This is a genomic window from Natrononativus amylolyticus (genome assembly GCF_024362525.1).
GTDB classification, from domain to species: Archaea; Halobacteriota; Halobacteria; order Halobacteriales; family Natrialbaceae; genus Natrononativus; species Natrononativus amylolyticus.
Genome location: NZ_CP101459.1, coordinates 332,370 through 346,210, shown reverse-complemented (window position 1 = coordinate 346,210; position 13,841 = coordinate 332,370). Strand labels below are relative to the sequence as shown.

Sequence of the window (13,841 nt, the reverse complement as noted above, 5' to 3'; positions counted from 1 at the left end):
GCATGACGTCCTCTCATCCCACCGACCGAACCTGCACGCTCTGTGACCTGCCCGTCGAGAACAGCGGCGTCGTCGCCGACGGCGAGGCGTTCTGCTGTGTCGGCTGTCGGGAGGTGTACGACGTCCTCGGCGACGTCGACGACGTGACGGCCGAAGACGTCCGGCAGGCCAGGGACGCTTCCGAGGACAAGCGGGTCTGCCCGCCGGATCACGAGACGACGTTCCTCGAGGTCGACGGGATGTACTGTGCGACCTGCGAGGCGTTCATCGAGTCGGTGGCGAGCGCGACCGACGGCGTCAGCAACGCGAGTTCGAGCTACGTCACCGACACGGCTCGGATCGACCACGATCCCGACCGCGTCACCGCAGACGACCTGAAGGAGGTCATCAGCAAACTGGGGTACTCCGCCTACGACCGCGACGACACGTTCCGTCGACGCCAGGCCGACAACTGGGAGATGGGGCGGATCGCCGTCGGCGTTCTCATGGGGATGATGGTGATGTTCCAGTACATCGTCATCATCTACCCTACCTACTTCGGCGGGCTGTTCTACGACGAGCGGACGACGGAGTTCTTCACGCAGGCGCTCTCGAGTGCGATCGCGACCCCGTTTTACATCGGTATCGGCGTGCTGACCACCATCGTCCTGGCTGTGACCGGGAAACCGATCCTCCAGGGCGCGTACGTCAGCGTGCGGACGCGCTCGCCGAACATGGACCTGCTCGTCACCATCGCGGCCGGCAGCGCGTGGCTCTACAGCACGCTCTCGATCATCGTCGGCGGCGATCACATCTACTACGACGTCACCGTCGCCATCATCGTCATCGTCACCGTCGGCAGCTACTACGAGTCCTCGCTGAAACGGGCCGCCACCGAGCGGCTCTCCGATCTCACCACGGTCCAGGTCGACGAAGCGCGCCGCCTCCTCGAGGGCGGTGACACCGAAGACGTCTCCGTCGAGGAACTGGCGCCGGGCGACCGACTGCTCGTCCGCGCGGGCGAACGAATCCCGATCGACGGCAGGATCGTCGACGGCGAGGCGGCGATCGACGAGGCCGTCGTCACCGGCGAGTCACTTCCCACCACGAAATCGGCTGGCGACGACGTCGTCGGCGGCTCGTTGGTCTCCGACGGGGCGATCACCGTCCGCGTCAGCACCGACGCGACGAGCACCCTCGACCGGATCACCGAACTCGTCTGGGACTTCCAGAGCGGTGCCCACGGCATCCAGAAGCTCGCGGACCGCCTGGCGACGATCTTCGTCCCGCTGGTGCTCGTGCTCGCGACCGTCGTCACCGCGCTCTACCTCGTCTTCGGCGCGAGCCTCTCTGTGGCGCTACTGGTCGGACTGACCGTCCTGATCGTCTCCTGTCCCTGCGCGCTCGGACTGGCGACGCCGCTCGCGGTCGCGGCGGGGATTCGAGACGCCCTCGAGCGCTCGATCGTCGTCTTCGACGACAGCGTCTTCGAACGCATCCGCACCGCCGACACCGTCGTCTTCGACAAGACGGGGACGCTGACGACGGGCGATATGGCCGTCGTCGACGCCGACCTCGACGCCGACTTACTCGAGAAAGCGGCGGTGCTCGAAGGGCGCTCTGCACACCCGATCGGGACGGCGATCGCCGCCGAGGGACGAACCGACGGGGACGAAAGCGCGGCGGTTACCGACGGCGGCGAGGGCGCGCTCGCGGACCCCGACTCCGCCGCCGGCGACGACCGGATCGAGCGGTTCGAGAGCCACCGAAACGGCGTCTCGGGCGTCGTCGACGGCCTCGAGCTCCTCGTCGGCCACCCGAACCTCTTCGACGACCGCGGCTGGACGGTTCCGGTCGAGATCAGCCGCCGGGTCCACGCCGAGCGCGACGCCGGTCAGGTACCGGTCGTCGTCGGCGCGGACGGAGCCGCCGCGGGCGTCGTCGTCGTCGGCGACCGGCTTCGCGACGGCTGGGACGAGACGCTGTCGGCGATCTCGGAGTCCGGAACCGAGGTGATCGTCCTCACCGGGGACGACGCTCGAGCGACGACGAAGATCCGCGAGCACCCGTCGGTCGACCGCGTCTTCGCCGGCGTACCGCCGGAGGGGAAAGCCGAAACCGTCGAGCGACTCAAGCGGACGGGCCAGACGATCATGGTCGGCGACGGCACCAACGACGCCCCCGCGCTGGCCGCCGCCGACCTCGGGATCGCACTCGGCGGCGGGACCGCGATGGCCGTCGACGCCGCGGACGTCGCCCTGGTCGACGACGACCTCGGCTCCGTCGCGACCGTCTTCGAGCTCGCGCGGGCGACCGACCGGCGCATCAAGACCAACATCGGCTGGGCGTTCTGCTACAACGGCATCGCGATCCCCCTGGCGATCACCGGCCTGCTCAACCCGCTGTTCGCCGCGCTTGCGATGGGCGCCAGCAGCATTCTGGTCGTGACCAACTCCTCGAGGGCCCTGCTCGACGAGTAAACTACCCACCCTACTCCCTCGGCGCATACGCGCCTCGGTCCTTGAGGGTAGCGTGGGACCGACGGTCCCACGGACCATGCGAACGGGCAGGCCCGTTCGCAGATGAGGCTTTGATGTGGACTCCCGACAATCAGCTGTCGGCGGTTGGCCGATAGCCGTTGCGGTTCAACGTCCCACCATTCACACGCAGGTCTACTTCTGCGTCTCCGTCCCCCGACGTGGGCGAGGAACGGAGTCTGTGTGTCCGTTTCCGGGCGTACCGTAGCCCGATGTTCTTCGCGGCGTTGTAATCCGCGTTCACCTCGTAGCCGCACTTCTGGCACTCGAAGTGTTCTCCGTGGCGGTTGTTGTCGTGTGTGAACCCACAGTCCGTCCGAGAACAGCGTTGGGATGTGTGGTTCGGCTCGACTTGTTCCACGGAGACGCCACGCTCCGGTGCTTTGTACTCAACGTATTCGAAGAGGCGGCGGAACGCCCAGACGTGGTGCCACTTCGCGTGTGGAAGTCGCTCTCGAATGTCGGTCAACTCCTCGAACGCGATTACATCGCAGTCGTGTTCGACGGCTTCCGTGACGATTTCGTTGGCGACGGTGTGGATGTACTGTTTGCGCCACGCTTCTTCGCGTTTCCCGGACCTACTCGCTCACTTCGTTCGCTCCTTGAGGTCGGGGGCTCCACCTCGAAATTTGCTGACACCGGGATCTCACCGTGCCTGGCGGAGGTCGCAGTCCGAAATCGTCCTCGATCGTTGAATTATAAAGCTGCGTGTTTATCACTCACTGTGGTGAATCGGGACCTGTCACGACGCAGTAGTCGGTACCCTCAATCTATGAGTCCCACCAACGAGCCCCCGAGCGAGGGTGAACGCCGCCGCGCCTTCGACTCGCTCGCAGCGGCGTCCTCCGACGGCATCATCATGCTCGACGCCTCGAGCGTCATCCAGTACGCGAATCCGGCCGTCGAGCGCATTCTCGGGTACACGCCGGAGGAACTCACGAACAGTTCGAAGATGACCATCATCCCCGAGCGGCTCCGGCACGTCCACGCCGAGGCGCTCCAGCGGTACCTCGAGACGGGGGAGAAACACATCGACTGGACGTACGTCGAACTACCGGGGCTGCACAAAGACGGCCACGAGGTCCCGCTCGGCATCTCGCTTAACGACTTCGAACACGAGGGCGATCGCTACTTCGTCGGCACCTTCCGCGACATCTCGAAGCGCAAGGCGATCGAACGGGAACTCGAGCGACAGAACGAACAGCTCGATCGGTTTGCCAGCCTGCTCGCCCACGAGCTTCGCAACCCGCTCTCGGTCGCAACCGCCTCGCTGGCGACGCTGGACCGTGAGAGCGACGAGACGATCGAGCAGGTCGCGACCGCGCTCGAGCGGATGGACGAGATCATCGAAGTCCTGCTGGTGCTCGCTCGCGATCGGGATACCGTCAACGGGGCGGAGCCGGTCGAATTGGCCGCTGCCGCCACCGCCGTCTGGGAGACCGTCGACGCCGACCGGAGGACCCTCGAGGTCGTGTCGACGTGTGCGATCCGCGTCAACCCGGTTCACCTCGAGCACGTCCTCGAGAACCTGTTTCGGAACGCGATCACACACAACGAGGGGCGGGTTACCGTCCGCGTCGGCGCGCTCGACGACGGGTTCTACGTCGAAGACACGGGTGTCGGAATCGACGAATGCGACCGACCGACCGTTCTGGAGGCCGGCTACACCACCCGTGAGCGAGGGATGGGTCTGGGGCTGGCGTTCGTCTCACAGCTCGCCGAAACCTACGGCTGGACGCTCACGCTCACCGAGAGTCGGGAGGGGGGAGCCAGACTCGAGTTCTCGAGCGTCGAAACCGTCGGGGGATGAGGAGGACCCCTCGGGTGTCACTCCGCGCCGGTGCCGGCCCCGGACTCTCGGTCGTCGGCTTCGACACCGATGTCCGACCCCTCCACGACGTCGAACTCGGTCGATCCGCACTCGCAGGCATCCTGTCCGATGAGTTGAACCTCGCCGTCGGGCCACTCCCGTGCTGCGTACGCCGAGTGGCAGTCCGAACAGGAGGCCAGGACTTTCGTCACGTCGTTCCGCTCTGGCATTTCGTGCGTGCGGATTGGAAAGGGGGCAGCATCAAGGTTGCCTCCGGCGACCGTTCTGCCGAAACGGAACGTGTGTAACATTGTATACCTAACTGTCACCTGAACAGAATGCTTATGCCGGCGATTACCAATAGTGGGCTATGACCGACGAAGACTTCCCACCTCGCCCCCGTTCGAACACACTCGGCGTCAACCAGGAGGAGATCGAGTGGTTACAGGCGATCATCGACGCCCGCCGAACCCGCGTTCGACGCGGTGGCGATCCCGGAGCCGAGGACTGACTCGTTTTTCGGTCGTCGATCGACGCCCGTCGAGGGGCCGTCTTGGACGTACACGACCGCGACAGCGACACCGACGACGGAGGAGGCAACCGTCACCCGCTGGGGCGTTGCTGACGCGCTGGCCGAACCCCGCTGGTTTTGCGCGTTCGTGAGTGCTGTGTCGATCGTCGGTCCAGAATCATACATCATGAATCGTGATAAATTTGTAAGGCTGACTATCGTGAACGCCCCACATGGACAGTCAGGAACTCATTCACCTCCACGCGCTGTTACACGAGGTGCGCGAACAGCTCGAGGCGGACCACGAGATCCCGGCCGATACGTTCGAACCCTACGAGAAACAGCCGGTTCGACCGCTGCACGTTCACCGCAGAAAGGACGCGCATCAACGGGCGGTCTTTCACTTGCTCGAGGGCATCCGCGCGGTGATCCAGCCCTCGCCGACCGCCGTCCGACCGGCGACGTGAGCGGCTTTACTCCGATCGGACGACGACCTCCACCCGGTTGGGTTCGTACGCGTTCGCGGCGTATCCGCCCTCGTTCCACGGGAACGCGTCCGTTTCGAGCGCCTCGCGCCAGTCGTCGGGGTCGGATATCCGCGCCGGTTGACGGCGACCCAGTTCGTCGGTCGCCCGCGAAACTAGCGTGTGTGTGCCCGGTTGCGCCCGCCAGTCGTATCGGAACAGTCGCCACGCGCCGGCGTACGACGGGCCGTACAGCTCCGCGTCGTGCCACTGCGCTCCGCCGTCCGTAGACACCTCGATGCGCTCGACCTCGTCGTCGCCCGCCCAGGCGACGCCGCGGACTTCGACGACGCTCTCGGAGCGTGCGACCGGCGACTCGCCGTCGGGCGATCCGATCACGGACATCACGTTCGAGTCGAACGTGTACGGCGAGTCGACGGCGCCCTCGAGTTGCTCCCAGGTGTCGCCCGTCTCGACCGTCTCGTGGACCTCTGGCTCGGTGCCACGGGGGTGGATGCGATACGCCCGCTGCTGCCAGTCGGCGTGGGTTCCGGGGCGCTCGAGTGCGCCCTCGACGACCATCGAATCCATGACTCGAAGCTCCTCGAGCCACTTCACGCTGTTGACGCCGTACCAGCCGGGGACGAGCAGCCGAACGGGGTAGCCGTGTTCGCGCGGGAGCGGCTGCCCGTTCATCTCGTAGGCCAGGATGCAGTCGTCGAGGGCCTTCGAGAGGGGGATCGACCGGGCGAACACGTCGTCGCCGTCGGAGGGGTCCCCGCCGACCGCGGTCAGCCAGCGCCCGGCCGCGGCGTCGACGTCGTGGTCGCGGAGGATCGTGCTCACGGGCGTTCCCGTCCAGAAGGCGGTGCCGGCGGCCTCGAACCCCCACTGGACGCTGCCCGTCTCGGGACGGTGCTGGCCCCGTCCGTTACCGGCACACTCCATCGTGTGCGCGACGGCGACGGTGGGGTACTCGTGTTTGATCGCGGCCATCGAGAGCGCTCCCTCGAACTCTCCGGTGAGCGATACCGTCCACGAATCGGCGTCGATCGCCGGCATGTCGTTTCGGTGGCAGACGAAGTGTTCCTCGATCGGCGTCAGCCAGTTCGAAAAGGTGCGACGGCTGGTCGCCCCGACGACCGTGTACTTGTCGGCGTCGTCGCGCGTCGGTGTCACGCCGCCCGCCTTCGACTCCACTATCGCGTCGATCTCGTCGTGTCGACTCGCCCGCGGCTGCTCAATGCCCATAGTTAGCACACAACGCCATTTCGGATAGTCGTTGTCTTCGCCGCGGCCCGTCCGGTTTCACTCGATGATCGACTCGACCGGTCGGCACGCAGAGTACTATACGCCGGGCGTCGTTGTAGGACCGATGGCGGAAATACACGCTGCCGACCTCGAGGGTGAACGCATCCGGTACAACGACGACACCTGGGAGTTCACGGGCACGCTCGACGTGAAGCGAAACGGCGAGCTCATCCACGCCGAGGCGAAAAAACCCGACCGCGTCCGGAAGAACCGCGGAACGCTCAGTTTCACCCTGCAGAACCCGCCGGCGTCGATCAATCCCGGCAACCTCGGCTCCGTCGGGATCAGCCTCGAGGAGCGGGACGACGGCCAGTACCTCGTCGCGGCACGTCCGAACGCGACCAATACGTACAAACTCGACAGCCTGAGCTACTCGTAGGTCGTGCTCAGTCCGGATCCTCGCTCGCCGACGGCTCGGCTGTGAGCGACTCGAGTGGTGATTCGTACTCCTCGAGTCTCGCCTGTCGGGTTCCCGGTGGATTGCCGTTGAGCGCGTAAGGGACGAGGACGTGAACGGCGTTGATGACGAGGATGAGCAGGATCGGCGCGAGAAACAGTCCGTAAAAGCCGAAGACGGCCGGGCCGACGATGTAGGAGACGAGCAACATCCCGGTGTGGGTCTGCTCGCCGCTGATGTGCGCCCGGATGAAGAAGTCGGGAATGAAATCGACGACGACGGCGCTCACGCCGGCCAGCACGGCGACGGGGACGAGCAGGGAGAGATCCCCGGACAGCCAGGCGTTGACCGCGAGCAGGATCGTTACCGGGACGTACACCAGCTTGATGCCGACGACCGGGATCAGGCTCCCGACACCGGCGAGCGCGCCGATCAGCGCCGGGAACGGCACCTCCACGGGCGCCGGCGCGAAGGCGTTGTACGTGTAGAACGTGATGACCCCGACGATCGCCGTCACGAACACGTTCACGATGTTGCCGAACAGCGTCATCGAGAGCTCCGGGTCCACCGCGCGGGCGTAGGATCGCAACACGCCCGACTCGTCGTACGTCGACAGCAGCCAGGAGACGAGTCGCGGCCCGTCGATCAGCATGTAGTAGGTCAGGACGATCAGGATGAGCAACTGAACGAACGCGCCCCCCACGAGGTTGATCATCCCCGCGAGGCTCACCAACATTACGCCGATGGAGGCCTGGGTCGCCGCCTCGGCCAGGAGTTCCTGGATCTCCTCGAGGTCGATGGCGGTGACGTCGATTTCGGCGAGGACGCCCTCGAGGAACTGGGCGTGGACGTCGTAGGCCTCGAGAAGCGCCTGGGTCTCGAGGGCGATGATCACGAGCGTGTAGGCCACGAGGACGATGAACGGGACGCCGAACAGGACGAGCGCGAGTCCCGCCCGCACTCGATTCGGGAGGCCGAAGCGCTCGAGCGAGCGGTAGATCGGTCGAACCGCGTAGTACAGAAAGATCGCGAAGACGATCACGGCGAGAAAGGAGAACGCGACGTAGGCGACCAGCAGGAAGAGCGCGGCGACGATCGCACCGACGAGGAGGCGACGGCCGAGTGTGCGGTCGGTATCCATGGCTCGTACCTCTCCCTCGCGGTATATCACTCTCCCGACCGATCGAGTGTATCGAGCCGACCGCCCACTTATACTGTCGGACAGAAGTCAATGAGAAGTCGATCGCGATAGGTCGGCCGTCGCCACTGGAGACGGCCGAGTTCGATCGATCGATCTTCGAGTAGTGCTGTCCGACAGTATCAACGGCCCCACGGCGCCAGCGGCTCGCCGGTCGTGATCGACTCGGCGGCTAGGTAGCGGTCGTGGACGAGACAGCCACCCACGACGAGAAGCGCGCCGACGATACCGGCGACGCCGACCGGCGCGATGACCAGATTCCCGGCCCCCGAGAGATAGATGAGCGCGAGGCCGCCGAGTGCGTTGTACGTGCCGTGGAGGAACGTCGCCGCGAGGACGGTCTCCGCGCGAACAGTGAGATACGTGTACACCGGCGAGAGAACGATCGTCGCGACGGTCATCATCGCGACGCCGACGACCGGCGCCTCGGGGAAGTTGTGTCCCTGCAGGATGATCGGCGCGTGCCACAGTCCCCAGGCGAGCCCCGTGATCAGGGACACCTTCCAGAAGCCGAGCGGGGCGAGCTCCGTGAGCAACACGCCTCGCCAGCCCAGTTCCTCGCCGAACGCGGCGAGCGCGTTGATCGTGAGGCCGGTGGCTAACCCCATCGCGACGAAGACGACGACCGGCGGGACGGGAAGCGCCTCGAGTTCGGCGAGGGACTCGTCGGCCTGCTCCTGGGTGAGTCCCTGCTCGAGGAAGAACGCGGTGTAGTCGGTCGAAAACGAGACGCCCGGAAGGGCGGCGCCGACGGCGATCGTCGCGCCGACCAGTGCGAGGGGCGCGAGCCACGCGATCGCCACCCACCGGAGTCGGCCGACGGCGAGCCCGCCGCCTTCCCTGATCGGCTCCTCGTACCACAGCTGGACGAGGATCGCGCTGATCGCGGGCGCCCACATGAAGACGACGACGAGCAGGACGGTCCCGAGGGTCGTTCCGAGTTCGACGCCGGAGACGTACAGGCCGAGCGCACCGACCCAGGCGATACCGAACGCGAGCGCGAGAAACTCGCCGACTTTGCGCGTGTTTACGCGCTGTTCCTCGACCATACCGCTACAACGGAGGAGTTCGGCAAAAACATTCACGTTGGACGTGATAGGTCTCCGGCGGCCGGCGGGTCCGTCGGGGATCGCGGTACGCGAGTCGCTGTACCGGCAGAATATCACGTCCCACGATATCGCTCGAGAGCGTTCGAAGAACGGAAGCGCCACGCGGTCGATCGACGTTGTGTACCGGTGATTTCCGTCTCGAGGGGGAAATCACGGGTTCGAGGTGACGACGACCCGTCTCAGTCGACGACTTCGAACTCCTCACTTCCGCACGAACACGCCGTTGTCCCGATCGGTTCGATCTCACCACCGGCCAGAATCCGGACCGTATACACTGAGTCACACTCCTTGCAGAGTGCCGGTGCCCGCTGTTGTTCTTCGGGAGAACTCATGCCGTGTTAAACCATTACAGTCCTCTTAATGCTTGTAGGCGATTCCTACGACTGTCAACTGTGCTAGCGAACGTCGGAGTCCGACGCGGCTGAGGCCGCTCGAGTCCGTTCCCTCCATCGACCACATTTTCCCCTAATCGGCCGACTTACGTCTCGACCGCGTATTCGAAACCTATGCATTCTTGCCCCGTCAAATGGTACCAATACACATGAATGGCGCACTCGACGATGCAGCGTTTCTCGCGAACTCGGCCAACAGGGTGGCCGTCCTCGAGGCGCTCACCGAGCGGTCCCTCCGACGGGACGAACTACTCGACCGGTTGGACCTCTCGCGAGTGACGCTTGCGCGCATCCTCTCGGACCTCGAGTCGCGCCACTGGGTCGAACGATCGGGACACACCTGGGCGGCGACGCCGCTGGGTGTGTGGGTTAGCGAGGAGTTTAACGGATTGCTGGAAACGATCGCAGAGGAGCGTCGCCTTCGCGCCATCGTCCCCTGGTTTCCGGCCGATCGGGTTCCGTTCGACGTCCGATCTCTCCGCGAGGCGACCATCGTGGTGCCGACGCGAAACGACATCACGGCTCACGTCCAGCGGAGTGCGATCTGCCTTCGGACGGCCAGGCGCGTTCGGGTGCTCTCGGCACAGACCGCACCGTCGTTCATCGAGGCCACGAGGGATGCGGCTGCCGACCACGCACAACGTTTCGAAGGGGTGCTGACGCGCGATCTCGTCGATCGAATCCTGACCGATCCCGCGGTCGCACCGTTGTTCCTCGAACTCCTCGAGGCGTCACGCGTCGACGTATACACGCACGGCGCGGACCCACCAGTTACGTTCTTCATCGCCGATGAGACCGTCGGCCTCTCGCTGACGGACGAAGACGGTGTAATGCGAGCGATCGTGCTGAGCGAAGACGATGTCATCTACGATTGGGCCGCACGAACGTTCAGGCGGTACCGTACGCGAGCGGAGGCGATAACACCGGAGACGCTGCCCGCTTGATATCAATCACCCCACCGTTCACGGTGTGTACCTCGTTCACGGTGTGTACCTCGTTCACCGCGGGACTCTATGCTGCTTGGTAACATACCGTGTATTCGGGGCCACGTTGGTGTCCTATTATGGCAACACAACAACCACAGTCGTACGAGGAGACGGTGACGGACATCGAAAACACGTTCGGGATACTCCCCGGGTATCTGGGGGCGCTTCCCGAACAGGATCTGGTGAACGAGTGGCCGAACCTGAAGCGGTTCCTCTTCGGCGAAACGGAGCTCGATCCGAAGATCCGGGAGTTAGTTGGACTCGCGGTCGCAGCGGCGATCGGCTGTGAGTTCTGTCGACACTTCCACAGGGGGGCGGCCCAGCTTCACGGCGCGACCGACGAGGAACTCGCCGAACTGTCGTTCCTCGCGAGCTACACGCCACGTTACAGCGCGCTCATCCAGGCTCAGGACTACGACATCGAGACGTTCAGAGACGAGACTGCACAGATCGCCGATCACCTTCGAACGCAGGCGGCGCAGGCGGACGACTGAGGAGAGACCCCATGGCAACGAAACTCGACACGCAGGAACTGGAGCGCAAAGTAAAGGACATCTACCGGAACGTCGCCGACGCACCCGACGACGAGTTCCACTTCGAGATGGGCCGACCGTTAGCCGAACGACTCGGCTACCCGCCGGCCGACCTCGACCGGATTCCCGGCGACGCGCTCGAGTCGTTCGCCGGCGTCGGCTACCACGTCGACCTCGCCGACCTCCAGCCGGGCGACGCCGTCCTCGACCTCGGGAGCGGATCGGGAACCGACGCCTTCGTCGCCGCCTTACACGTGGGCGAATCCGGACGCGTCACCGGCCTCGACATGACCGACGAACAGCTCACGAAGGCGCGCCGACTCCGCGACAGGGCGGGACTGGAGACGGTCGCTTTCGAACGCGGGTACATCGAAGAACTGCCGTTCGCCGACGAATCGTTCGACGTCGTCATGTCCAACGGGGTGATCAACCTCTCCGCCGCGAAGGATCGCGTCTTCGAGGAGATTAGCCGCGTCCTCGCGCCGAACGGCCGGCTCGCGGTTTCGGACATCATCAGCGAGGAACAGATGCCCGACAGCATCAAAACCGACGCGGATCTCTGGGCCGCGTGTATCGGCGGGGCCATGCAGATCGACGACTACACCGACGTCATCGAGACGCCCGGCTTCGACGTCACGGAGCTCCGCGAGAACACTGAGTACGAGTTCACCTCGGATCGAGCCCAGAGCGCCTGTCACCGGTACGGTGTCAAGAGCATCTCACTCGCAGCTGTCCGCCGCTGAAAACTCAGCTGTCCGGTTGACTCAGGCGTTCAGCCGTGACGAACCGCTAGAGGCGAGGTTCGCGTCGCAGAAACACAGTAGGGGGAAGGGGGTGTGTCTCGGTCGTCTGTCTGTTCACCGCAGCAGGAACGGCCCGGCCGGAAGCGTGCTGGGAGAGGGGACAATGAGCACTCACACAGAGTGTGCTTCGTCCGGGCCGACTCCTGTCACTTCTCGCTACCGTCGATACGGCCATCAGCGCTGGCGTTCACCTGTACACGTATTTAGTTCCGAGTCAGTCCGGTCGCTGAACCGGTGTTGCAGTTCGCCACGCGGTGTTCACTCGTCGGGGTCGGTGGTGAAACTGCCCCGGTCGTGCATCATCGCCGTCCCTCGAGTCAGCCAGTTCCGGCGCAGGTAGACGACGCCGACGACGACGTTTCGCCAGACGAAGTCGGCGACGATGGCGACGTACGCCGCGAGGACGCCGTACTCGAGTTGCACCCCGAACACGTACGTGACGCCGAGGAGGAAGCAGACGGCTCCCGTCACCTTGGCGACGAACGGCGGTCGCGTCTCGCTTCCCCCGCGCAGCGATCCCGCGAGTACGACGTAGAGGGCGATCAGCACCGTCGAGATCGCGTAGGCTCGAGCGAAGTTCGTCGCGTAGTGGATCGTCGTCGGATCGCGCGTGAACAGTCGGACGAACTCCTCGGCGAACGCGAACAGGATCGCACCCAGCCCGCCGACGGTGAGAACCGCCAGCCCACCGGCCGCCAGCCCGTTGTAGTACGCTTCCGCCGCCTGGCCGCGTCCGAGGGCCTGTCCGGAGAGGATGTTCGCGGCGACGCCGTAACCGCGGGCCAGCGGCGAGGACACCTGCTGGTAGACGCGCCTGCCGATGTGGTAGGCGGCGTTGACCTCGGTTCCGAACGCGAGCAAGATCGCGTTGAACGGGAACTCGGCGATCAACTCGGTCACCCCTTCGGCGACTCGCGGCGCGCTCACGACGACGAGCTGTTTGGCGATCACGAGCCGCGTCGGGCGCACGAAGCTGAGCTCGCTCCACGGGCTGTAGATCACGAGCAGGAACGTCCCCGCCGCGATCGTGTCGCCGATGGCGGTCGCGACGGCGATTCCGACGATCGTCAGCTCCGGAAGCGGGCCGACGCCGAACGCCAGCCCGACCGTCAACACGATGTTCACCACGTTGGCAGCGGCGTTGATGTACATGGGCGTTCGCGTGTCACCGGTCCCCTGGATCGCTCGAGCCGCGATCATCGTCACGTGGAACGCCGGCGCCGTCACCAGGATGATCGCCAGGTACAGCCCGCCCAGGCGGACGGTTTCGCTCTCCGCGCCGAGGATCTCGATCGCCCAGAAGCTTCCGACGAGACCGAACAGGACGAACGGAATCCCGGCGAGGAGGCCGAGGAGGATCGCCTGGGTGACGGCCTCGTTCCGGTTTGCGGTGTCGCCGCTGCCGGTGTCCTGACTCGAGAGCGCGATCGCGCCGTCGCCGACGCCGAGGCCGAGCCACAGGGGAAGTCGACCGTAGATGTCGGCTAACCCGACGGCGGCGACCGCCGCCGGCGAGAAAAAGCCCGCGACGACGATGTCGGTCGTCCGCATCAGCGTCCGGAGCACCTGTTCGGCCATCACCGGCCAGGAGAGCACGAGGACGCGGCGCCACACCGTGCGAATGCGGGCGTTGAGTATCGCCAGCAGTAACGCGATCACTGCGAACCCGTTTTTCGAGTAGCGATTTGTAGCTTCAGGAACCGGCCAACGACTCGCGGCTCGTCTCTCGAACCCGAGTTTCGGCCCTCGACCGCGCCGTACGTGGTGTGCTCGCCCAACGCGACGTGCCGACGGGATCGAACGGACCACAG

14 protein-coding genes and 1 pseudogene are annotated in these 13,841 nt (G+C 65.2%); 8 read left to right on the top strand and 7 right to left on the bottom strand.

Translation table 11 applies throughout. The features are described from left to right. Nucleotides 1-2 precede the first annotated feature (2 nt). Entirely contained in the window at nucleotides 3-2,459 is a 2,457-nt protein-coding gene (locus tag NMQ11_RS16950; RefSeq protein ID WP_255171534.1) for a heavy metal translocating P-type ATPase, read from the top strand. Between the two features lie 130 nt (nucleotides 2,460-2,589). On the opposite strand, the pseudogene NMQ11_RS16945 reads toward NMQ11_RS16950, so the two are convergent. Next, a pseudogene (locus NMQ11_RS16945) lies at nucleotides 2,590-3,096 on the bottom strand (RNA-guided endonuclease InsQ/TnpB family protein); the annotation flags it as partial. Nucleotides 3,097-3,288: 192 nt separating this feature from the next. Here NMQ11_RS16945 and NMQ11_RS16940 point away from each other — a divergent pair. Further along, nucleotides 3,289-4,326, top strand: coding sequence for a PAS domain S-box protein (locus NMQ11_RS16940; protein ID WP_255171533.1), 1,038 nt, complete (start codon nucleotides 3,289-3,291; stop codon nucleotides 4,324-4,326). 17 nt (nucleotides 4,327-4,343) lie between these two features. On the opposite strand, the gene NMQ11_RS16935 is transcribed toward NMQ11_RS16940, so the two are convergent. After that, the gene (locus tag NMQ11_RS16935; protein WP_255171532.1) at nucleotides 4,344-4,556 is read right to left on the bottom strand and encodes a hypothetical protein; all 213 of its coding nucleotides are present in this window, start codon (nucleotides 4,554-4,556) and stop codon (nucleotides 4,344-4,346) included. A gap of 140 nt (nucleotides 4,557-4,696) precedes the next feature. Between NMQ11_RS16935 and NMQ11_RS16930 the strand changes: the two genes are divergently transcribed. Next, nucleotides 4,697-4,837 carry a hypothetical protein gene (locus NMQ11_RS16930; protein WP_255171531.1) on the top strand — a complete coding sequence of 47 codons (141 nt, stop codon included), beginning with the start codon at nucleotides 4,697-4,699 and terminating at the stop codon, nucleotides 4,835-4,837. A gap of 233 nt (nucleotides 4,838-5,070) precedes the next feature. Then, entirely contained in the window at nucleotides 5,071-5,304 is a 234-nt protein-coding gene (locus tag NMQ11_RS16925; protein ID WP_255171530.1) for a UPF0058 family protein, read from the top strand. Nucleotides 5,305-5,310: 6 nt separating this feature from the next. Here the strand turns inward: NMQ11_RS16925 and NMQ11_RS16920 are convergent, their stop codons facing one another. Beyond that, nucleotides 5,311-6,552, bottom strand: a complete 1,242-nt coding sequence (locus NMQ11_RS16920; RefSeq protein ID WP_255171529.1) for a sulfite oxidase — start codon at nucleotides 6,550-6,552, stop codon at nucleotides 5,311-5,313. Between the two features lie 124 nt (nucleotides 6,553-6,676). Here NMQ11_RS16920 and NMQ11_RS16915 point away from each other — a divergent pair, with 124 nt between their 5' ends. Next, nucleotides 6,677-6,991 carry a hypothetical protein gene (locus tag NMQ11_RS16915; protein ID WP_255171528.1) on the top strand — a complete coding sequence of 105 codons (315 nt, stop codon included), beginning with the start codon at nucleotides 6,677-6,679 and terminating at the stop codon, nucleotides 6,989-6,991. Nucleotides 6,992-6,998: 7 nt separating this feature from the next. On the opposite strand, the gene NMQ11_RS16910 is transcribed toward NMQ11_RS16915, so the two are convergent. The 3 genes from NMQ11_RS16910 to NMQ11_RS16900 all read right to left on the bottom strand — a co-directional run bounded on the left by NMQ11_RS16910 (nucleotide 6,999) and on the right by NMQ11_RS16900 (nucleotide 9,648). Next, nucleotides 6,999-8,150 carry an AI-2E family transporter gene (locus NMQ11_RS16910; protein WP_255171527.1) on the bottom strand — a complete coding sequence of 384 codons (1,152 nt, stop codon included), beginning with the start codon at nucleotides 8,148-8,150 and terminating at the stop codon, nucleotides 6,999-7,001. 179 nt (nucleotides 8,151-8,329) lie between these two features. After that, nucleotides 8,330-9,256, bottom strand: coding sequence for a CPBP family intramembrane glutamic endopeptidase (locus NMQ11_RS16905; protein WP_255171526.1), 927 nt, complete (start codon nucleotides 9,254-9,256; stop codon nucleotides 8,330-8,332). Between the two features lie 239 nt (nucleotides 9,257-9,495). After that, nucleotides 9,496-9,648 carry a hypothetical protein gene (locus tag NMQ11_RS16900; RefSeq protein WP_255171525.1) on the bottom strand — a complete coding sequence of 51 codons (153 nt, stop codon included), beginning with the start codon at nucleotides 9,646-9,648 and terminating at the stop codon, nucleotides 9,496-9,498. A gap of 209 nt (nucleotides 9,649-9,857) precedes the next feature. Here NMQ11_RS16900 and NMQ11_RS16895 point away from each other — a divergent pair, with 209 nt between their 5' ends. The 3 genes from NMQ11_RS16895 to NMQ11_RS16885 all read left to right on the top strand — a co-directional run bounded on the left by NMQ11_RS16895 (nucleotide 9,858) and on the right by NMQ11_RS16885 (nucleotide 11,970). Further along, nucleotides 9,858-10,652 carry a helix-turn-helix transcriptional regulator gene (locus NMQ11_RS16895; RefSeq protein ID WP_255171524.1) on the top strand — a complete coding sequence of 265 codons (795 nt, stop codon included), beginning with the start codon at nucleotides 9,858-9,860 and terminating at the stop codon, nucleotides 10,650-10,652. 119 nt (nucleotides 10,653-10,771) lie between these two features. Beyond that, the gene (locus NMQ11_RS16890; RefSeq protein ID WP_255171523.1) at nucleotides 10,772-11,188 is read left to right on the top strand and encodes a carboxymuconolactone decarboxylase family protein; all 417 of its coding nucleotides are present in this window, start codon (nucleotides 10,772-10,774) and stop codon (nucleotides 11,186-11,188) included. A gap of 11 nt (nucleotides 11,189-11,199) precedes the next feature. Beyond that, nucleotides 11,200-11,970, top strand: coding sequence for a methyltransferase domain-containing protein (locus tag NMQ11_RS16885; protein ID WP_255171522.1), 771 nt, complete (start codon nucleotides 11,200-11,202; stop codon nucleotides 11,968-11,970). A gap of 318 nt (nucleotides 11,971-12,288) precedes the next feature. Here the strand turns inward: NMQ11_RS16885 and NMQ11_RS16880 are convergent, their stop codons facing one another. Continuing rightward, nucleotides 12,289-13,608: an MATE family efflux transporter gene (locus NMQ11_RS16880; protein WP_255171581.1), complete on the bottom strand. Its 1,320-nt coding sequence runs from the start codon at nucleotides 13,606-13,608 to the stop codon at nucleotides 12,289-12,291. Nucleotides 13,609-13,841 lie beyond the last annotated feature (233 nt).